Genomic DNA, 18437 nt, shown 5'->3' with positions numbered 1-18437 from the left:
GGGACCGCCGCGCCCTCGTGGAGCCCGCCGACAGCGATCCGCGTGCCAGCGGATCGATGCCGGGCGACGCACCTCGCTCCGCGGAACGCACCACGTCGTGAAGCCGACCGCGCCGCGGCGGGCGGGGACCGCCGCGCCCTCGTGGAGCCCGCCGACAGCGATCCGCGTGCCAGCGGATCGATGCCGGGCGACGCACCTCGCTCCGCGGAACGCACCACGTCGTGAAGCCGACCGCGCCGTGGCGGGCAGGGACCGCCACGGAAGAGGACTCAGTCCGTCTCGATGAGGATCCCGTCGTGGATGGCGCGCTTGCGGAGCGCCACCTTCGTGCCGACGTCGATGCCGACGACGCGGTACTTCTCGCGGATCCGCTTGAGGTACGACTTCGCCGTCTCCTCCGAGATGCCCAGCTCGAACGCGACCGACTTCACCGGCTCGCCGCCGCCGTAGAGGGCCATCACTCGGCGCTCCTGCGCGCTGAGCTTCGGCGCTCCGTCGGAGTCGCCGGTGGAGAGCGCCATGTCGAGCTCGTGCGAGATGTAGGAGTGGCCGTCCTTGGCCGCGCGGATCGCCTCGACGATCATGTCCGCGTCCTCGGTCTTCACCAGGTAGCCGAGGGCTCCGGAGGCGAGCGCCTCGCGGACCACGGCGGGCTCGGAGTAGGTGCTCATCAGCACGGTCTTCACCCCGGTGGTCTTGAGGGTCGAGAGCTTCACCGAGATCGGGATGTTGTCCTTGAGGTCGAGGTCGAGGAGGACGACGTCGACGGGGAACTCGGGGTGCGTGAGCAGCTCGGGCCAGGAGGCGACCGCGGCCACCAGCTGGATGTCGGAGGCGGCTCCGCGGATCCACTCCGTGAGCGCTCCGAGGAGCATCTTGTGGTCGTCCACGACCGCGAGAGTGATCTTCGCGTCAGCGGTGGGTGTCATCGGTGTCCTTAGGTCGGCGGTCGTCGGCGGTCTCTCGGCGGCTGCTCACCGGTCGGCGGGATTCTCGACCAGGCAGTCGATCTCGATCCGGAGCTCCCCGTCGCGCGAGGTGTCGCGGAAGACGCCGACCTGAGCGATAGCCTCCCACGTCGCAGGATCGACGCCGCGCAAGGGCGCGCCTGAGGAGCGGAGCGTGATCGGCACGAGCAGTCCTCGGGCGGCCGTCCCGGCTCCGGGATCGCGGGGGCTGCCCGACTCGACGTGGAGGACCACGGCGAGCCCGGTCGCGCTGTCGGCCATCAGCCAGATCGCCGAGAGGAGCCCGTCGCGCTGCTGGTGCCCGAGGAGTCCGGCGGTGCCGTCCGGGTCGTCGAGCTCGACGAGCGGCGCGAGCAGCTCGGACTCGAGCACGGCGTGGTGCAGCCAGGTCTCGCGCCGCCCCTCGATGAGGTGGAGGCGGAGCTGGGTGGCGAGCGAGGTCGCGTGGGCGGCGCGCTGGGCGTCGAGGGGCAGGCGGACCGAGCCGTCGCCCACCTCGGCGAGGAGGCGCTCGGCGGCGAGGTCGAGCCGTGCGAGCTCTTCCGAGGCGAGCATCCCGACCGCGTAGCGCGGGCCGAGCGTGGTGCTCTGCACGAGGGCGCGGTCGATCTCGAGCTGGACCATCCGGCGGAATCCGCGCATCATCACGACCACGACGACGGCCGGCGCGATCGTCACCACGAGGGCGCTGATGCGCACCGAGAGCGCGCCCGCGCCGCCCGACTCCATCGAGAGGAACGCGATCACCTCGGCGATCGCGACGAGGGCGCTCACCGCGAGGATCTCGATCCCGCGCCGGTGGACGATCAGCGCGGCGTGCGCGACGGCGCCCGCGACCGCGGCGGTGGGGACGGTGCGGGCCGCGCCGGAGTCGGTCACGGCCACAAGGTCGAGCACGACGGCGGCTCCGAGGGCGACGAGGAAGCAGAGGTAGACCGGGAGCGGCAGGCGGCGTCCGCCGAGGTGGATCGCGAGGACGGTGGATCCGAAGGCCAGGACGACGAGGACCCAGGCGATCGCCGCGGGTGCGAGGTCGCTGTAGCGGGCGGAGGTCGAGAGGAAGATCAGCAGCTCGTAGGCGAGGATCGCGGCGGCGATGCCGTTGAGGCCGCTGCCGAGGTAGTTGGTGCCGAGCCCCTCCTGCTGTCGGCGGACCGAGCGGGCGGACCGGGAGGAGCGGCCGTGCGTCGCGGGCACGCGTCCCAGCAGCGGGGCCCGCGACTCCGGCGCGGGGCTCACTTGGGGACCTCCAGCACCACGGTCGTCCCCGATCCGGGGGCGCTGAACAGTCTGGTGCGGCCGCCGACGTCGCCGAGCCGGGCGATCACCGACTCCTTGAAGCCGAGCTTCGTGTCGGGGACGGTCGCGATGTCGAAGCCCGCGCCCGCGTCCGTGACCATCGCGCGGACGGTCGTCTCGTCCTCGGTGATCGTCACGTCGGCCGAGGCGACGCCGGAGTGGCGGCGCACGTTCTCGAGGCACTCCGCCAGGGCGAGCACGAAGGAGTCGAGGGCCGCGCCGGTGAGCGCCACCTGGCCGGAGCCGTGCCAGATCACGTCGAGCCCCATCCGGCCGAAGCGGTTGCGGACGGTCTCGAGGGTGTTGGCCGCGGGGGCGGAGGTGACGCTGGTCAGCTGGTAGGAGCCGGACGCGCTCGGGGTGGGGGTCCCGCCGAGCCGGAGCTGGCGCAGGAGCTGCGCGTCCTGCGCCGCCTGCTGCCGGAGCGCGTCGACCGACACTCCGCGGCCCGAGTGCGCGAGGAGCGTGAGGGTGGCCAGCACCGTGTCGTGCAGGAGCCGCGCACCCTGCCGGCGCTGCGCCTCCGTCTCGCTGGCGAGGCGCTCCACACGGTGCGCGTTGCCGATGCTGTCGATCCGCCGCACCACCCGTGGGACCGCTGTGCCGATCCAGAGGGCGAAGCCGCAGAGCGTGCCCCAGGGCAGCAGGCTCTGGACGACCACGGTGGGGATCATGGTGCCGCTCGAGACGAGCACCGACGGGATCAGGCTCGGGAGGAGCACCGGCAGCAGCAGGAGCAGGCGGCGCGCGGACGTCGTCACGACCACGGCGATGCTCGCGGTCACGGCGTTCGCGGTGTTGACCAGGACGAACCCGGCGAAGTCGGCGCCCGGAGCGAGCCCCAGGGCGAGGCCCCAGCCCAGCAGCAGGCCGCCGACGGCGACGGTGATCACGCGGCTGCGGCGCCCCGTCCGGGCGAGCTCGACGTGGGCGGCCATCATGCCCAGGAGCAGCGCGACGGCGAACGGCACGGCGGCGGGCTGGAGCGTTCCGGGGATGAGGGCCATGCCGAGCGCCCCCGCTTCCGTGAGCAGGCCGATCCCGCAGGCGGAGTGGCGCAGCAGCCGGTCGCGCTCGCGGGCGCTGCGGATCATCGGCACGCGCTGGCCCCCTCCGGTCGTGGCGCGGGGCTGGCCCCCGACTCACGATAGCCACTGCCCGGGCCGGTCGGAGCGGTTCGGGGCGTCGAACCGCGCCGGAGTCGACCCGGTCAGGCCGTCGCGGGATGCGCCAGCAGCCGGGCGAGGTGCGCGCCGACCGCGTCGTCCTCGATGAGGAACCCGTCGTGGCCGAACGTCGAGGTGATCACCGCGACCTCTCCGCCGTCGAGGGCGCCGGGAGCGTGCGCCGCGATGATCCGCTGGCCCTCGACCGGGAAGAGCCGGTCGCTGTCGATGCCGAGGACGAGGGTCGGGCTGGTGATCCGGGAGAGGGCGGCCGCCTCGCCGCCCCGGCCGCGGCCGACGTCGTGCGAGTTCATCGCCTCGACGAGCGTGATGTAGCTGTTCGCGTCGAAGCGGCGCGTGAACTTGTTGCCGTGGAAGTCGAGGTACGACTCCACGGCGAAGCGGCCGCCGCCGCCGAGCGGGCTCAGCCCCGACTGCCAGCTGCGCTCGAAGCGGTCGTTGAGCTCGGAGGGGCTGCGGTAGTTGAGCAGTGCCATCCGGCGGGCGAGCGCGAGGCCGTGGTACGGGCCCTGGCCGTCGCCCGCGTCGTAGTAGGAGCCGCCCGCGAAGGCCGCGTCGTTGCGGATCGCCTCGAGCTGCACGAAGTTGAGGGCGATCTGGTCGGCCGTGGCCCGCGGGGGAGCTGCGAGGACCGCGAGGCGCGCGACCCGCTCCGCGTGGTCGATCCCCCACTCCAGCGCCTGCATCCCGCCCATCGAGCCGCCGATGACGGTGTGCCAGCGCTCGACGCCGAGCAGGTCGCTGAACTGCACCTGCGCCCGCACCTGGTCGCGGATGCTCGTGTACGGGAACCGTGCGCCCCACTCGTGGCCGTCGGGGGCGAGGGACGCGGGACCGCTGGAGCCCTGGCAGCCGCCGAGCATGTTCGGGGCGACCACGAAGAAGCGGTCGGTGTCGATCACGAGGCCGGGGCCGACGAGTCCCGACCACCAGCCGTCCGTCGCGTGGCCGGGATCGCCGCGGCCGAGCAGGTGGGAGTCGCCGGTCAGCGCGTGCAGGACGAGGACGGCGTTGTCGCGGCGCTCGTTCAGCGCGCCCCAGCTCTCGAAGGCGATCCGGGCGTGGGGGAGTCGGCCGCCCGCCTCGAAGTCGAACGGGCCGAGGTCGACGAAGCGGCGTCCGCCCGGGTGGTCGCCGTCGCGCCAGGCTCCGGTGGCGGGCGGCTTGCCGATGACCGAGAGGAGCTGGCGCTCGGTGACGAACGCCGACGGGACCGTGTCCTCGAGTGTCTGCTGCCAGTCCATAGCGCTGTCCATCGTGTCAGAGCGCCGCGGGGCGGAGCCGTTTGTTACGCCCTGCTCCCGCGCTCCTCCGCCCGCGCGCGGAGCGCCCTGACGCGATCCCCGCGGACGGGGACCCCGTCAGGGCGCCGAGGGGCCTCAGGCGTTCGCGCGGGAGGCCTCGACGACGGCGCGCGCGGCGCGGAGGGCCTGGTCGAGGTCGGCGCGGAGGTCGTCGACGTTCTCGAGTCCCACCGACAGGCGCACCAGGCCCGGAGTGACGCCGGCGGTCAGCTGCTGCTCGGGCGAGAGCTGCGAGTGCGTGGTCGACGCGGGGTGGATGACGAGCGAGCGGACGTCGCCGATGTTGGCCAGGTGCGAGAACAGCTCCAGCGAGTCGACGAAGGCCCGGCCGGCGTCCACTCCGCCCTTGAGCTCGAACGAGAGCACCGCGCCCACGCCCTTCGGCGCGTAGCGGTTGGCCGCGGCGTACCAGGGCGAGGTCGGCAGGCCCGAGTAGTTCACCGAGGCGATGTCGGAGTGGTTCTCGAGGTACTCCGCGATCTCCTGCGCGTTCTGCACGTGGCGCTCGATCCGGAGCGAGAGGGTCTCGATGCCCTGGATGAGCTGCCAGGCGCTCGCCGGGGCGATCGAGGCGCCGAGGTCGCGCAGCAGCTGCACGCGGGCCTTGATGATGTAGGCGAGGGAGTCGCCGACCGCGGCGGTGTAGACGGCGCCGTGGTACGACTCGTCCGGCGTGGTGAGGCCGGGGAAGCGCTCGGCGTTCGCAGTCCACGAGAAGCGGCCGCCGTCGACGATCGCTCCGCCGATGACCGTGCCGTGGCCGCCGAGGAACTTCGTCGCCGAGTGCACGATGATGTCCGCGCCGTGCTCGAAGGGGCGGATCAGGTAGGGCGTCGCGATGGTGTTGTCCACGATCAGGGGCACGCCGGCGTCGTGCGCGACATCGGCCACGGTGCGGATGTCGAGGATGTTGATCTTGGGGTTGCCGACGGTCTCGGCGAAGAACAGCTTCGTGTTCGGACGGACGGCGCGGCGCCACTCCTCGCGGTCGTCCTGGTTCTCGACGAAGGTCGTCTCGATGCCGAGCTTGGCGAGGGTGTACTTGAAGAGGTTGTAGGTGCCGCCGTAGATCGAGGACGACGAGACGATGTGGTCGCCGGCCTGGGCGATGTTCAGCACGGCCGCGGTCTCGGCGGCCTGGCCCGAGGCGAGCAGCAGGGCGCCGGAGCCGCCCTCGAGGGCGGTGAGCCGCTCCTCCACGACCGCCTGGGTCGGGTTCTGGATGCGGGTGTAGATGTTCCCGAACTCGGCCAGCGCGAACAGGTTCTGGGCGTGCTCCGCGTTGTCGAAGACGTAGGACGTGGTCTGGTAGATCGGCGTCGCGCGGGCCTTGGTCACCGGGTCCGGCGCGGCGCCCGAGTGGATCTGCTTGGTCTCGAACTGCCACTTCTCGGAGTCGGTCATGGTGCTTCCCATCGGATCGTCGGGGTCGGGGACGGGGCCGTTCTCCGTCGCGACGAGCGTACGCGGGGGCCCGCCGGGCGGCCAGAACCGCCGACACACGGGGTAACGGCCGTCAGCGCCGCTCGGGCTGCCGGTCGCGCTTGGCGCCCGTGGGGTCGGCGCGGTCCGGGCGCCGGGGCCTCTCGTCGGCCACCGGGGCGAAGAGCCAGGCCGCGCGGGGCTCGACCAGCCGGTGGAAGACGGTGCGAGTCCAGCCCAGTGAGAGCGCGACCGAGACCGCGATGCAGAACACGATCATCAGCACGAGGGCGAGCGTGCTCTCCGTCCGCGAGAGGATCCCGGACTCCCGCAGCGGATAGAGGACGAAGCTGTGGAGGAGGTAGACGTACATCGTCGACTGCCCCCAGGCGGTGAGCGGGGTGCGGCGGCGCGGAACCAGCGCGAAGAGCGCGAGCGAGAGCACGACCGCTCCGGCCATCAGGGCCAGCCGCACCAGCCCGGCCCACCACTGGGTCTCGCCGAGGGCGTCGTAGGGGCGGTCGTAGAAGAACCAGTAGCGCAGGTCCGCCGCTCGGAACGCCTCGATGTTGACGGTCATGACGACCGCCGTGACCGCGAAGAGGACGACGGCGAGGATCCGGGCGAGGAGCACCCGCGACGGCGGCTGATCGAGCCAGCGCTCGACGGCGGAGCGGCCGCCGGGGGAGAAGCCGCGCAGCCGCCAGCCGAACACGAAGAACGGCAGGATCCCGATCGCGCGTGCGAGCGAGAAGGTCGAGTCGATGTTGTCGTAGTAGCTGACCCCGACCGCGAGCACCACGCTGATCAGAAGCGGCCAGCGCAGCAGCGCCAGGTAGGGGAGGACGAGGCGGAAGATGCCCAGCGCGAGCAGGAACCACAGCGTCCAGCTCGGCTTCGTCGGGTTGAACTCCTGCTTGCCCTCGACCAGGAACTGCACCAGGGTCCAGATCGTCTCCATGATCAGGTAGGGCAGGAGGATGTCGGTCAGCACCCGCCGCATCGCGCGCCCGCTCGGGGCGCCGCTCTTGGAGAAGTAGCCCGAGATGATCGCGAACGCCGGCATGTGGAAGGCGTAGATCGTCAGGTAGACGATGAGCGAGGTGTCGGAGTTGGCCGTCAGCCTCTGGACGCCGTGCCCGATCACGACGAGGGTCACGCAGACGAAGCGCGCGTTGTCCCAGAGGGGAACGCGGCGCTTCGGGGTGACGGCTGTTCCGGCGGTCGCGGGGACCGGGTCGGCGGGCGGCACGCGGCCAGACTAGCGTTGGGCTGCGACGACGGAGTCGAGGGTGTCCGAGGCTTGACGGAAGGGGACGGGCGTGGATCGACGCGTTGTCGTGACAGGAGCGAGTTCAGGGATCGGGGCGGCCACGGTCCGCCTGTTCTGCGAGCACGGCTGGGAGGTCGTCGCCGTCGCGCGCCGGCGCGACCGGCTGGAGGCGCTCGCCGCCGAGACCGGCGCCGGGTACTTCGCCGCCGACCTCACCGACGCCGCCCAGGTCGACGCTCTGCGCGACCACCTCGCCTCCTCCGGGCCCGTGCACGCCCTCGTGAACAACGCGGGCGGCGCGCTCGGACTCGACTCGGTCGAGAGGTCCGACCCCGAGGACTGGCGCCGCATGTTCGAGATCAACGTGCTCTCGGTGAAGCTCGTGACCAGCGCGCTGCTCCCGCTGCTGCGCGCCGGGATCCGGGGGAGCGGCACCTCCGCGGACATCGTGACGGTCACCTCGATCGCCGGCCACGTCGCCTACGAGGGCGGAGGCGGGTACAACGCCGCCAAGCACGCCGCGCACGCGCTGGTCGCCGTGCTGCGGCTCGAGCTGGCCGGCGAGCCGATCCGCGTGATCGAGATCGCGCCGGGGATGGTGCACACGGACGAGTTCTCGCTGGTCCGCTTCGGCGGCGACCGGGAGCGCGCCGACGCGGTCTACGCCGAGGTCCCCGACCCGCTCGTCGCGGAGGACGTCGCCGCTGCGATCGTCTCCTCGGTGGAGCTCCCCGCCCACGTCAACCTCGACCTGGTGACCATCAAGCCGGTCGCGCAGGCGGCCCCGCACAAGGTCGCGAAGGGACCCCTGGCCCCGCGCGCCTGACCGATGTGACGCGGAGGCCCGCGACGGCCTAGCCTGTCCCTCATGGTTTCCGACGCCGACGACTCCGCCGCCCTCCTCGCCGCCACGGAGAAGGAGGTGCTCGGCTGGCTCGAGTTCGGCGACGCCGCTCGGCACCTGGCCGACGACGTGGTCGCGTCGGGCTACCGGCCGGAGCTGGTCGTCGCCATCGCGCGCGGCGGTCTGCTCCTCGCGGGCGCCGTGGCCTACGCGCTCGGCATCAAGAGCTGCGGCGCGCTGAACGTCGAGTTCTACACCGGCGTCGAGGCGCGCCTGGCGGAGCCCGTGGTGCTGCCGCCGCTGCTCGACGAGGCGTCCGTGCGCGGCAAGCGCATCCTCCTGGTCGACGACGTCTCCGACTCCGGCCACACCCTCGCCCTCTCGGTGAAGCTCATCCGCGCGATGGGTGCCGAGGTGCGCACCGTGACCCTCTACACGAAGCCGCGCACGGTGCTCGAGCCCGATTTCTTCTGGCGCCGCACCCCGCGCTGGATCGTCTTCCCCTGGTCGGCTCTGCCCCCGGTGGACGGAGCCCTCGCCGAGGACGACGAGTGAGCGTCCACCTCATCGGCGGCGGAGGCGGCGTCGAGCACGACCAGCAGCTGTACGGGGCGTTCCTCGCGGAGGCGCGCGCCCACGCGGTCGACGCCGGCCGGATCGAGGGCCCGCGCATCGCGATCGTCGTCGTCCACGACGGGCTGGGCCCCGAGGCCTACGCCGGCTACGCGGCACTGCTCGCGACGGTCGGCCCACTCGACGTGTTCGCCGTGATGAAGCCGGAGGGCGGCCGGATCGATCCCGCGGTCTTCGACGACGTCGACGGGATCTTCGTCGGCGGAGGCCTGACCCCGGCCTACCGCGACGCGCTCGAGGCCTGCTTCCCGCGGCTGCGCGATCTCGTCTCCTCCGGGGTGCCGTACGCCGGCTACTCGGCGGGAGCCGCCGTCGCGGCCGATCGCGCCCTCGTCGGCGGCCACCGGATCGGCGGCGTCGCCGTCGTCCCTGAGGGTGCGGCGGAGGAGCTCGACGAGGTCACGGTGCTCGAGGGCATCGGCCTCATCGACGTGACGGTCGACGTGCATGCGGCGCAGTGGGGGACCCTCGGCCGCCTGGTCGCGGCCGTCGAGGCGGGCCTGGTCGACGGCGGCGTCGCGCTCGACGAGTCCACCTTGCTGATCGTCGGGACCGGCGCGCTCCGCGTCGGCGGCGCCGGCTCGGTGTGGCGCGTGAGCGGCAGCGACGCCGGAGTCGTCGTCGCGACGCTCGCGGCGGGCTGACCGGGTGGACCTCGCGGAGCTCGCGGCCTCGGGACTGATCGACAGGGGCTGGGCGGAGGCGCTCACCCCCGTCGCCGGGGACATCGCCGCGATGGGCGACTTCCTCCGCGGCGAGGTCGCGGCCGGTCGGCCTTACCTCCCCGCGGGCCGCGACGTGCTCCGCGCCTTCGCCGCCCCGCTCGCGGACGTGCGCGTCCTCATCGTCGGACAGGACCCGTACCCGACGCCCGGGCACCCGATCGGGCTGTCCTTCGCGGTCGAGCGCCACGTGCGCCCGCTGCCGAGGAGCCTGCAGAACATCCACCGCGAGCTCCGGGACGATCTCGGCGTCGAGCCGCCCGAGCACGGCGACCTCAGCGGCTGGACCTCGAGCGGCGTGATGCTGCTCAACCGGGTCCTCACCGTCGCCCCCGGCGCTCCCGCCTCGCACCGCGGGAAGGGCTGGGAGGTGGTCACCGAGCACGCGATCCGCACGCTGGCCGCCCGGGACGCGCCTCTCGTCGCGATCCTCTGGGGCCGCGACGCCGCGTCGCTCCGCCCGATGCTGGGGGAGGCCGGAGTGATCGAGAGCGCGCACCCCAGCCCGCTGTCGGCCTCGCGCGGCTTCTTCGGCTCCCGGCCGTTCAGCCGCGCCAACGCCCTCCTGGAGGAGCGCGGCGCGGAGCCGGTCGACTGGAGCGCTCTTGCGTGACCGGGCGCTCGCCCGCGGGGCGGCTACGCTGGCCCGGATCGATGGGCGGAGCCGAAGGGGAGCCGGATGCTTGAGGAAGAGTACGAGAGCCGGCGCGTCCTGCCGCCGCACCTGCGGAAGGCGCCGCCTCCCGAGCCCGGCTTCTCGTTCGAGATCCGCGACGCCCGCGACGCCGACCTCCCGGACATCCGCGAGATCTACAACCACTACGTGCGCAACACGGTGGTGACCTTCGACGAGGACGACTCGACGCTGAAGGAGTGGCGCACGAAGTTCTCCCGCAACCAGAAGCTCGGGCTGCCCTTCATCGTGGCCGTCTCGCCGTCGGGCCAGATCCTCGGCTACGCGATGGTGTCGCCGTGGTCCTCCAAGCGGGCGTACCGCTTCACCGTGGAGAACTCGATCTACCTGCGGGCGGCCTCCACCGGCAAGGGCCTCGGCCGGGCGCTGATGGCCGAGCTCCTCGAGCGCGCGAAGGCCGTGGGGATCCGTCAGATCATGGCCGTGATCGCCGACAAGGGCGCGGAGGCGTCGCTGGCGATGCACGCGCAGTTCGGATTCGTCGAGGTCGGCCGGATGGGCCGCGTCGGCTTCAAGTTCGAGCGCTGGCTCAGCACCGTCCTGCTGCAGAAGACCCTCAAGTAGGGCCGACCCGCCCCTGCGAATGCGCCTCATCGACAGGTGCCGGGGAGTGCACCGTCCCTACACTGGACGGCATGGAATGGCTCGTCCCGCTCATCGTCGTCGTCGCGCTCGTCGTCATCCTCGGGGTCTACCTCTGGGCGACGTACAACTCGCTGGTCACCCTCAACGTCCGCGTGGACGAGGCGTGGAGCGACATCACCGTTCAGCTGAAGCGCCGCGCGGATCTGATCCCCAACGTGATCGACTCCGTGAAGGGCTACGCCTCGCACGAGCGCCAGGTCTTCGAGTCGGTGACGCAGGCTCGCGCCGAGACGCTCCAGGCCCAGGGCCCGGCGGAGGCGTCGGTCGCCGAGGACCACATGCAGAACGCGCTGAAGTCGATCTTCGCGGTCGCGGAGGCGTACCCCCAGCTGCAGGCGAGCCAGAACTTCCTCCAGCTGCAGGGCGAGCTGGTCGACACCGAGGACAAGATCCAGTCGGCCCGGCGCTTCTACAACGGCGGTGTGCGCGAGATGAACACCAAGGTGAAGGTCTTCCCGAACACGCTCTTCTCGCGCCGGCTCGGCTTCTCGGAGCGCGAGTTCTTCGAGGTCGGCGATCTCGCCGCGATCTCGGAGCCCCCGCGCGTCCAGTTCTAGGCAGCCGCCGTGTACAGCGCGATCGCCCGCAACAAGCGCAACACGGTCCTGATCCTCGTCCTGTTCCTGGCGATCATCGGCGGCCTGGGCGCCCTGGCTGCAGCGGTCTACCGCAGCACGACGATCGTCGTGGTGGTGCTCGTGATCGCCGCCGGGTACGCGTTCGTCCAGTACTTCTTCGCCGCTCGCCAGGCGGTCGCGCTCAGCGGCGGCGTGGCGGTGGAGAAGGCGGACGAGCCGAGGCTGTACCGAATCGTCGAGAACCTCTCGATCGCGACGGGCACGCCGATGCCGAAGGTGTACCTGATCGACGACCCGGCGCCGAACGCGTTCGCGACCGGCCGTGATCCCGAGCACGCCGTCGTGGCTGCGACGACGGGCCTGCTCGCGATCATGGACGACGCCGAGCTGGAGGGCGTGATGGCCCACGAGCTGGGCCACGTCCGCAACTACGACATCCGCGTCTCGATGATCGTCTTCGGTCTCGTCGTCGCGGTGGGCTTCCTCTCGGACGCCTTCCTCCGCCTGGCCTTCTTCGGGCGGGGCGGCAACGGCAACGGCGGGGGCAACCCGGCGCTCCTGGTCGTCGGGCTGGTGTCGATGGTCCTCGCGCCGATCGTCGCCTCGGTCGTGCAGCTCTCGATCTCCCGCCAGCGCGAGTACCTCGCCGACGCCACCGGTGCGCTGACGACCCGCCACCCCGACGCCCTCGCCCGCGCCCTGCTGAAGCTCGAGTCCGCGGGCCGGCCGATGCAGCGGCAGAACAGCTCGATGGCGCACCTCTGGATCGCCGACCCGTCGAAGCCGGGAGTGGTCGCGCGCCTCTTCGCGACCCACCCGCCGATCGCGGACCGCGTCGCCCGCCTCTCCGAGATGGGCTCGCGCTTCTAGCAGGCCGATCCGGCCGACGCCCCGTCGACGATCGCCGCCCGCCCGGATCCCGCCCCTGGCAGCGGGGCACGCGCCACCGCGCCGGACGGGACGTCATCCGGTCGGAGCCGCCAGCGGACCGCCGTCGACGGTCGTCAGGTACTCGGCGAAGACCGGCGCCGGGTCGATGCCGCTCGCCGCCGCGTCGACCAGCGCCCGCCGGACCAGGGCGAGGACGACGGTGGCCAGGACGGCCGCCCGGTGCGGGGACGTGCGGCCGAGCCCCATCCGCTCCGCGAGGAACGGCGTCAGCGCCTCCTCGCCGTCGTGCAGCGACTGCGCCCAGACGGCGCGCATCGCCGAGGTCTCGGTGAGCAGGGGGATCAGCCGGAGGGTGCGGTCGAGCTGGGGACCGGAGGCCGCCGCGGCGAAGGCGTGGCCGAGCGCCGCGTTCAGCGGCTCGGCGGCCGGGCGCTCGAGGAGGGCGCGTCCCATCGCGGCGATCGCGGCGGCGAGCACCGGGCGCACGCAGTCCTCCTTCCCGCCGAGGTACCGGTGGAAGGTCCGGAGGGAGACGCCGGCCGCGTGGGCGAGCTCGCCCGTGCCGACCCCGACGACGCTCCCGCGCTCGAGCAGACGGGCGACGCAGCGCTCCGAGAGCGCCAGCGCCAGGACGCCGCCGGGCGCGCTCACGCGATCCTCCTCAGTGCTGCGGCGAGGGCGGCCGCGAGGTCGCCGCGACCGACGACCTCGACGGCGTCGAGGCCCTGCCAGGCCGCCGCCTCGACCAGCAGTGCGGCGAGCCGCTCCGGCGTGTCGGCCGGGGCCCCCGGCTCGAGCCAGGCGGCCTGCACGAGGAGGACCCGGCGCTTGCGCTCGCTCTTGAGGTCGACCCGGGCAGCGATCACGTCGTCGAGGAGCACGGGGAGGACGTAGTAGCCGTGGACCCGCTGCTCGGCCGGGGTGTAGATCTCGATCCGGTAGTGGAAGCCGAAGAACAGCTCGGCCCTCGGCCGGTGCCAGACCACGGGGTCGAACGGCGAGAGGAGCGCGTCCGCCCGGAGCGTGCGGGGGCGTCGGGCGTCGACGTGCCGCCAGAGCGGCACGGATCGCCCGCCCCGCTCCCAGCCGCGCACCTCGACGCGCTCGAGCTCGCCCGCCTCGACCAGCTCGTCGATCGCGACGCGCGTGGGGGACTGGAGCAGCCGGTGGTAGTCGGCCAGGTCGCCGAGGGTGCCGATCCCGTGGGCCCGGGCCGCCCGGCGCACGAGCTCGCGGACGGCGTCGGGGAGGGGCACGTCGGCATCGAGCACCGCGCTCGGGAGGAGCCGCTCGGCGAGACCGTAGGAGCGCTCGAAGCGCGTGCGCCCCGCCGTCACCACCTCGCCCCAGCGGAACAGGACCTCGAGGCCGCGCTTGATGTCGGACCAGCCCCACCAGGGGCCCGTGCGGACGTTGGCCTCGTGCTCGATCTCGGAGGCGCGGAGGGGACCGTCGGCGAGCGCGGCGCGGAGCCAGTCGAGGGTGGCGCGGTTCTCGTGGGCCCAGCCCTCGTGCTCGGGCAGGCGGACCCGGCGGTAGTGCTCCATCCGCCAGCGGTAGAGCGGGAGATCCTCGCGGCGGACGAGGGCGGCCTCGTGGGCCCAGTACTCGACGTAGGGGCCGTCGGGGGAGAAGGCCGCGGCGTCGAGGAGGGAGCGCTCGTAGGGGCCGAGCCGCGCGAGCAGCGGCAGGTAGTGGCTCCGCTCGAAGACGTTCACCGAGTCGAGCTGGAGCGGGCGGATCCGGTCCACGGCGGCGCGCACCCGGCGCGCGTCGACCCGGGACGGACGGGGGCCGAACCCCTGCGCCGCCAGGGCGATGCGGCGCGCCAGCGCGGGGGAGAGCTGCTCGGTCATGGTCCGCCCACGCTAGCGAACGCCCCCGACATCGCCGTCCCCGATTCGCCCCCGGCGTTCGCCCGGCATTCACCGCCGCGCTCCCTCGCCGACTCGCGGCGCTCCTACCGTGCCCGAGGCCGTCCCACCGGGGCGGCCCACCCGACTCCTGGAGGACCCTTGACCATTCAGCGCCTGTCGCGCACCGCCGCGGTCGCCGCCGCCGGCACCGCCCTCGTCTTCACACTCTCGGCCTGCTCCGGCGGCGCCACCGCCTCGTCCGACGGCGGCGGCGCGGACGCGGCGTCCGCCACGTCCGCCGCGGACCTCGGCGGGCTGGACGCCCTGGTCGAGGCCGCGAAGGCCGAGGGCGAGCTCAACGTCATCGCCCTGCCCGACACCTGGGCGAACTACGGCGAGCTGATCAGCGGCTTCGAGGACGAGTACGGCATCACCGTGAACTCCGCCGACCCCGACGTCTCCTCCGCGGAGGAGATCAGCACGGCGGAGAACCTCGCCGGGCAGGACACCGCTCCCGACGTGTTCGACCTCGGGCCGGCCGTCGCTCTGGCGAACACGGACGTGTTCGCGCCGTACAAGGTCGAGTCCTGGGACGACATCCCCGAGGGGAACAAGGAGGAGTCGGGCCTCTGGGTGAACGACTACACCGGCCTGATGTCGATCGGGTTCGACGCGGCCGCGGTGCCTGCGCCCACGTCGCTCGAGGACCTCCTCGGCGCCGACTACCGCGGCTCGGTCGCGATCAACGGCGACCCGACCCAGGCGGGAGCCGCCGCGGCCGCAGTGCAGCTCGCGGCTCTCCAGTCCGGCGGCTCCGCCGACGACGTCCAGGCGGGGATCGACTTCTTCGAGAAGCTGAACGACGCCGGCAACTTCCTGCCGCTGGACCCGACCGACGCCACCATCGCCTCGGGCGAGACCCCTGTCGTCTTCGACTGGAGCTACAACAACCTCGCCGCCGGGAAGGCGAACGAGGGCACCCGCGAGTGGACGACGACCGTCCTCCCGGGCTCCGCCGTCGGCAGCTACTACAACCAGGCGGTCAACGCCGACGCTCCGCACCCCGCGGCCGCGCGGCTCTGGCAGGAGTACCTCTACTCCGACGCCGCGCAGAACCTCTACCTCGCCGCCGGCGCCTACCCGGTGCGCCTGGCCGCGATGACCGAGGCCGGCACGGTCGACCAGGACGCGCTCGACGCCGTCGGCGCCGCTCCCTCCGACCTCGTCCAGTTCACGGAGAAGCAGACCGAGGCGGCCTCGTCGCTCCTCGCCGAGAAGTGGGCCGCGGCGATCCAGTGACCACCGCTCCCGCCGAGGCCGTCTCCGGGGCGCCCGCGCCCCGGGGACGGCGCGGCACCCCGGCCGTGCTGGGCGTCGCCCCCTTCGCGCTCTACGTCCTGCTGTTCCTGGCCGTCCCCACGGTCCTCGCCGTGGCGACCGGATTCACGGACGGAGACGGCCGCTTCACCACGGCTAACGTGCTCGCGCTCGGGGATCCCGTCGTGCTGTCCGCCTTCGGCGCGTCGCTCGGGCTCTCGGCCGTGACCGCCGTCGTCGGCGCGGTGCTGGGCGCGGTCGTGTGCCTGGCCCTGCTCGGCTCCGATCCGCGCGGGGCGCTCCGGACCGTCGTCGATGCGGCGGCGAGCGTCCTCGCGCAGTTCGGCGGTGTGATGCTCGCGTTCGCCTTCATCGCGACGATCGGCGTGCAGGGGCTGGTGACCACCCTCCTCGCGGGAGCGGGCGTCGACCTCTACGCCGACGGCGTGTGGCTCTACCAGCTTCCCGGGCTCGTCCTGCCCTACCTCTACTTCCAGGTGCCCCTGATGGTGCTCACGTTCCTGCCCGCGCTCGAGGGTCTGCGCCCGGAGTGGGCCGAGGCGAACGCGGTGCTCGGCGGGGGCCGGCTCGGCTACTGGCTGCACGTCGCCCTCCCGGTGCTGGCGCCGTCGTTCCTCGGCTGCGTGCTGCTGCTGTTCGCGAACGCGTTCTCCTCCTTCGCCACCGCGGCGGCGCTGATCAGCCAGGGCGCGCAGATCGTCCCGCTGCAGATCCGCGCCGCGCTGGTCAGCGAGACGGTGCTGGGCCGTGAGAACCTCGCGGGCGCCCTCGCGCTCGGGATGCTCGCGGTGATGGTGGTCCTGATGTCCGGGTACGCGCTGCTGCAGCGCCGGGCCCGGCGGTGGCAGCGATGAGGCCCGCGCGGCTCCTGTCCGGGGCGGTGCTCGTGATCACCGGGCTGGTGTTCGCCGTCCCGATCGTCGCGATGGCGGAGTTCACGCTCCGCGGCGCCGGCGGCCACGACCTCTCGCACTGGACGGCGATCCTCGACCCGGAGAACGAGCGCGCCTACCGCTCGCTGTTCCAGGGGATCGGAAACTCGCTGGTCCTCGCCGTCGTCACCGCCCTCATCGTCCTGGTCCTGCTGGTGCCGACGATGCTGCTCGTCGAGATCCGGCTCCCGCGCCTGCGCCGGGGTCTGGAGCTGGTCTGCCTGCTCCCGCTGACCGTGCCCGCCATCGTCCTCGTCGTCGGCCTCGCGCCGGTCTACTCCGTGGTCACCGAGCTCGCCGGCTCCGCGACGTGGACGCTCGCTCTCGCCTACGGGGTGCTGGTCCTGCCCTACGCCTACCGCGCCGTGGCGGCGGACCTCGCCGGTCTCGACGCCGTTACGCTCTCGGAGGCGGCCCGCTCACTCGGCGCGGGCCCGCTCGCGGTGCTCGGGAGGGTCCTCCTGCCGAACCTGCGCCGGGGCCTGGTCGCGGCCGCGCTGATCACCGTCGCAGTCGTTCTCGGCGAGTACACGATCGCCTCGCTCCTCAGCCGCACCACCCTCCAGACCGGCCTGGTGCAGGTGTCGAAGTCCGACGCCTACGTCGCCGTGATCTTCTCGCTGCTCTCCCTCCTCTTCGCCTTCGCCCTCCTGCTCGGGATCGGCCGCCTCGCGCGGATCGGCCTGCCGACGGGTCGGGCGCGCTCCTCGAAAGGCTCCTCGTGACCGCTCCCACCCTCCCCGGCGCCCGCGTGCGCTTCGTCGACGTGGAGCGGCACTACGGCTCCACGCGAGCGCTCGACGGCGTCTCGTTCGACGTGGCCCCGGGCGAGTTCATCGCGCTGCTCGGCCCCTCCGGCTGCGGCAAGACCACAGCCCTGCGAGCCCTCAGTGGTCTCGAGCGGATCGACGCGGGGCGGATCCTCGTCGACGAGGAGGACGTCGCCCACGTCCCCGTCGCGAAGCGCGACATGGGCATGGTCTTCCAGTCGTACTCGCTCTTCCCGCACCTGCGGGCGCGCGAGAACGTCGAGTTCGGGCTGCGCACCCGGGGAGTCGGGGCGCGCGAACGCCGGGCGGCCGCGGGGGAGGCGCTGGAGGTCGTGGGCCTCGGCGCCCTCGGCGACCGCTACGCGCACGAGCTCTCCGGCGGCCAGCAGCAGCGGGTGGCGCTCGCGCGCGCCCTCGTCACGCGGCCGCGGGTGCTGCTGCTGGACGAGCCCCTGTCGGCCCTGGACGCGAAAGTCCGCGTCCAGCTGCGCGACGAGATCAAGCGCCTGCAGTCCGAGATCGGCATCACCACGTTCTTCGTCACGCACGACCAGGAGGAGGCGCTCGCCGTCGCCGACCGCGTCGCGGTGATGAACGCCGGGCGGATCGAGCAGCTGGGTGCACCGGAGGACCTCTACGCGCGCCCGGCGACCGCCTTCACGGCCCGCTTCGTCGGCCTCTCGACGGTGGTCGCGGGGACGGTCTCGTCGGGATCGGTCCTCGCGCTCGGCGTGCGCCTGCCGCTCGTCGACGCGGCGGCGGCCGACGGTCCCGTGTCGGTGTTCCTCCGCCCCGAGGACCTCGCCGTCGTGGCCGACGGCGCTCCCGACTCCCTGCCCGGAGTCGTCCTCGCCTCGAGCTTCCTGGGGCCGGTGCGGCGCTCGACCGTCCGGCTGTCGACGGGCGAGGAGGTCACCGTCCAGCACGCGTCGGGGCACCGCCTCGAGCCGGGGGAGCGGGTCGGCGTGCTGCCCGCGCGGCGCCCGGTCGCGGTCGGTCCGGCACCGGAGCAGGCGGCGGTCGGCGCCGCCGCATGAGCACTCCCCGGGGATACCGCGCGGCGTATGCGCCGGGGCCTAGT

At 73.0% G+C, this 18437-nt stretch carries 19 protein-coding genes; 11 read left to right on the top strand and 8 right to left on the bottom strand.

Annotated elements, in window-relative coordinates; genetic code table 11:
• Positions 1-269: 269 nt before the first annotated feature.
• From C5C99_RS03845 to C5C99_RS03820, 6 genes are all read right to left on the bottom strand, one after another.
• Entirely contained in the window at positions 270-929 is a 660-nt protein-coding gene (locus C5C99_RS03845; protein ID WP_104224447.1) for a response regulator, read from the bottom strand.
• Positions 930-974: 45 nt separating this feature from the next.
• A complete protein-coding gene (locus tag C5C99_RS03840; RefSeq protein ID WP_146076851.1) occupies positions 975-2165 on the bottom strand; it encodes a hypothetical protein in 1191 nt (396 codons plus the stop codon).
• A 38-nt stretch (positions 2166-2203) separates the two neighbouring features.
• Positions 2204-3361, bottom strand: a complete 1158-nt coding sequence (locus tag C5C99_RS03835; protein ID WP_104339645.1) for a sensor histidine kinase — start codon at positions 3359-3361, stop codon at positions 2204-2206.
• A gap of 116 nt (positions 3362-3477) precedes the next feature.
• Positions 3478-4698 (bottom strand): homoserine O-acetyltransferase, encoded by a 1221-nt coding sequence (locus C5C99_RS03830; RefSeq protein WP_104339619.1) that lies wholly within the window; start codon positions 4696-4698, stop codon positions 3478-3480.
• A gap of 135 nt (positions 4699-4833) precedes the next feature.
• Positions 4834-6162, bottom strand: a complete 1329-nt coding sequence (locus C5C99_RS03825; RefSeq protein ID WP_104225507.1) for a bifunctional o-acetylhomoserine/o-acetylserine sulfhydrylase — start codon at positions 6160-6162, stop codon at positions 4834-4836.
• Between the two features lie 112 nt (positions 6163-6274).
• Positions 6275-7432 carry an acyltransferase family protein gene (locus C5C99_RS03820; RefSeq protein ID WP_104224443.1) on the bottom strand — a complete coding sequence of 386 codons (1158 nt, stop codon included), beginning with the start codon at positions 7430-7432 and terminating at the stop codon, positions 6275-6277.
• 70 nt (positions 7433-7502) lie between these two features.
• Here C5C99_RS03820 and C5C99_RS03815 point away from each other — a divergent pair, with 70 nt between their 5' ends.
• The 7 genes from C5C99_RS03815 to C5C99_RS03785 all read left to right on the top strand — a co-directional run bounded on the left by C5C99_RS03815 (position 7503) and on the right by C5C99_RS03785 (position 12439).
• On the top strand, positions 7503-8279 hold the full coding sequence (locus C5C99_RS03815; protein ID WP_258063624.1) for an SDR family NAD(P)-dependent oxidoreductase: 777 nt from the start codon (positions 7503-7505) through the stop codon (positions 8277-8279).
• A gap of 42 nt (positions 8280-8321) precedes the next feature.
• Positions 8322-8852, top strand: coding sequence for a phosphoribosyltransferase (locus C5C99_RS03810; RefSeq protein WP_104224441.1), 531 nt, complete (start codon positions 8322-8324; stop codon positions 8850-8852).
• Positions 8849-9574, top strand: a complete 726-nt coding sequence (locus tag C5C99_RS03805) for a peptidase S51 (protein WP_104339617.1) — start codon at positions 8849-8851, stop codon at positions 9572-9574. Before C5C99_RS03810 ends, C5C99_RS03805 begins: the two co-directional genes overlap by 4 nt.
• 4 nt (positions 9575-9578) lie before the next feature.
• On the top strand, positions 9579-10265 hold the full coding sequence (locus C5C99_RS03800; RefSeq protein WP_104224439.1) for a uracil-DNA glycosylase: 687 nt from the start codon (positions 9579-9581) through the stop codon (positions 10263-10265).
• A 66-nt stretch (positions 10266-10331) separates the two neighbouring features.
• The gene (locus tag C5C99_RS03795) at positions 10332-10910 is read left to right on the top strand and encodes a GNAT family N-acetyltransferase (RefSeq protein WP_104224438.1); all 579 of its coding nucleotides are present in this window, start codon (positions 10332-10334) and stop codon (positions 10908-10910) included.
• Positions 10911-10981: 71 nt separating this feature from the next.
• Entirely contained in the window at positions 10982-11548 is a 567-nt protein-coding gene (locus C5C99_RS03790; RefSeq protein ID WP_104224437.1) for a LemA family protein, read from the top strand.
• A gap of 9 nt (positions 11549-11557) precedes the next feature.
• Positions 11558-12439 carry a M48 family metalloprotease gene (locus tag C5C99_RS03785; protein ID WP_104339616.1) on the top strand — a complete coding sequence of 294 codons (882 nt, stop codon included), beginning with the start codon at positions 11558-11560 and terminating at the stop codon, positions 12437-12439.
• Positions 12440-12532: 93 nt separating this feature from the next.
• Here the strand turns inward: C5C99_RS03785 and C5C99_RS03780 are convergent, their stop codons facing one another.
• Both C5C99_RS03780 and C5C99_RS03775 read right to left on the bottom strand, forming a co-directional pair.
• Positions 12533-13111, bottom strand: coding sequence for a TetR/AcrR family transcriptional regulator (locus C5C99_RS03780; protein WP_104224435.1), 579 nt, complete (start codon positions 13109-13111; stop codon positions 12533-12535).
• On the bottom strand, positions 13108-14316 hold the full coding sequence (locus C5C99_RS03775; RefSeq protein WP_104224434.1) for a winged helix-turn-helix domain-containing protein: 1209 nt from the start codon (positions 14314-14316) through the stop codon (positions 13108-13110). The genes C5C99_RS03780 and C5C99_RS03775 overlap by 4 nt, the downstream gene beginning before the upstream one ends.
• Before the next feature lie 159 nt (positions 14317-14475).
• Between C5C99_RS03775 and C5C99_RS03770 the strand changes: the two genes are divergently transcribed.
• The 4 genes from C5C99_RS03770 to C5C99_RS03755 are packed head-to-tail and all read left to right on the top strand — an operon-like array spanning position 14476 to position 18393.
• Positions 14476-15615, top strand: a complete 1140-nt coding sequence (locus tag C5C99_RS03770; protein ID WP_104339615.1) for an ABC transporter substrate-binding protein — start codon at positions 14476-14478, stop codon at positions 15613-15615.
• A complete protein-coding gene (locus C5C99_RS03765) occupies positions 15612-16508 on the top strand; it encodes an ABC transporter permease subunit (protein ID WP_104339644.1) in 897 nt (298 codons plus the stop codon). The genes C5C99_RS03770 and C5C99_RS03765 overlap by 4 nt, the downstream gene beginning before the upstream one ends.
• Complete coding sequence (locus tag C5C99_RS03760; protein WP_104249530.1) at positions 16505-17311, top strand: ABC transporter permease; 807 nt, start codon at positions 16505-16507, stop codon at positions 17309-17311. The genes C5C99_RS03765 and C5C99_RS03760 overlap by 4 nt, the downstream gene beginning before the upstream one ends.
• Positions 17308-18393 (top strand): ABC transporter ATP-binding protein, encoded by a 1086-nt coding sequence (locus tag C5C99_RS03755; RefSeq protein WP_104339614.1) that lies wholly within the window; start codon positions 17308-17310, stop codon positions 18391-18393. The genes C5C99_RS03760 and C5C99_RS03755 overlap by 4 nt, the downstream gene beginning before the upstream one ends.
• The last annotated feature ends 44 nt before the right edge of the window (positions 18394-18437 follow it).

The organism is Rathayibacter sp. AY1C4, assembly GCF_002932195.1.
Lineage (GTDB): Bacteria > Actinomycetota > Actinomycetes > Actinomycetales > Microbacteriaceae > Rathayibacter.
The sequence above is the reverse complement of the archived record's forward strand: the minus strand, read 5'-3'. Positions and strand labels throughout refer to the sequence as shown.

Excerpts from the sequence above, each read along its gene's own strand:
- C5C99_RS03845 (WP_104224447.1), bottom strand. The coding sequence starts at position 929 with ATGACACCCACCGCTGACGCGAAGATCACTCTCGCGGTCGTGGACGAC.
- C5C99_RS03835 (WP_104339645.1), bottom strand. The coding sequence starts at position 3,361 with ATGATCCGCAGCGCCCGCGAGCGCGACCGGCTGCTGCGCCACTCCGCC.
- C5C99_RS03830 (WP_104339619.1), bottom strand. The coding sequence starts at position 4,698 with ATGGACTGGCAGCAGACACTCGAGGACACGGTCCCGTCGGCGTTCGTC.
- C5C99_RS03825 (WP_104225507.1), bottom strand. The coding sequence starts at position 6,162 with ATGACCGACTCCGAGAAGTGGCAGTTCGAGACCAAGCAGATCCACTCG.
- C5C99_RS03810 (WP_104224441.1), top strand. The coding sequence starts at position 8,322 with ATGGTTTCCGACGCCGACGACTCCGCCGCCCTCCTCGCCGCCACGGAG.
- C5C99_RS03795 (WP_104224438.1), top strand. The coding sequence starts at position 10,332 with ATGCTTGAGGAAGAGTACGAGAGCCGGCGCGTCCTGCCGCCGCACCTG.
- C5C99_RS03790 (WP_104224437.1), top strand. The coding sequence starts at position 10,982 with ATGGAATGGCTCGTCCCGCTCATCGTCGTCGTCGCGCTCGTCGTCATC.
- C5C99_RS03775 (WP_104224434.1), bottom strand. The coding sequence starts at position 14,316 with ATGACCGAGCAGCTCTCCCCCGCGCTGGCGCGCCGCATCGCCCTGGCG.
- C5C99_RS03760 (WP_104249530.1), top strand. The coding sequence starts at position 16,505 with ATGAGGCCCGCGCGGCTCCTGTCCGGGGCGGTGCTCGTGATCACCGGG.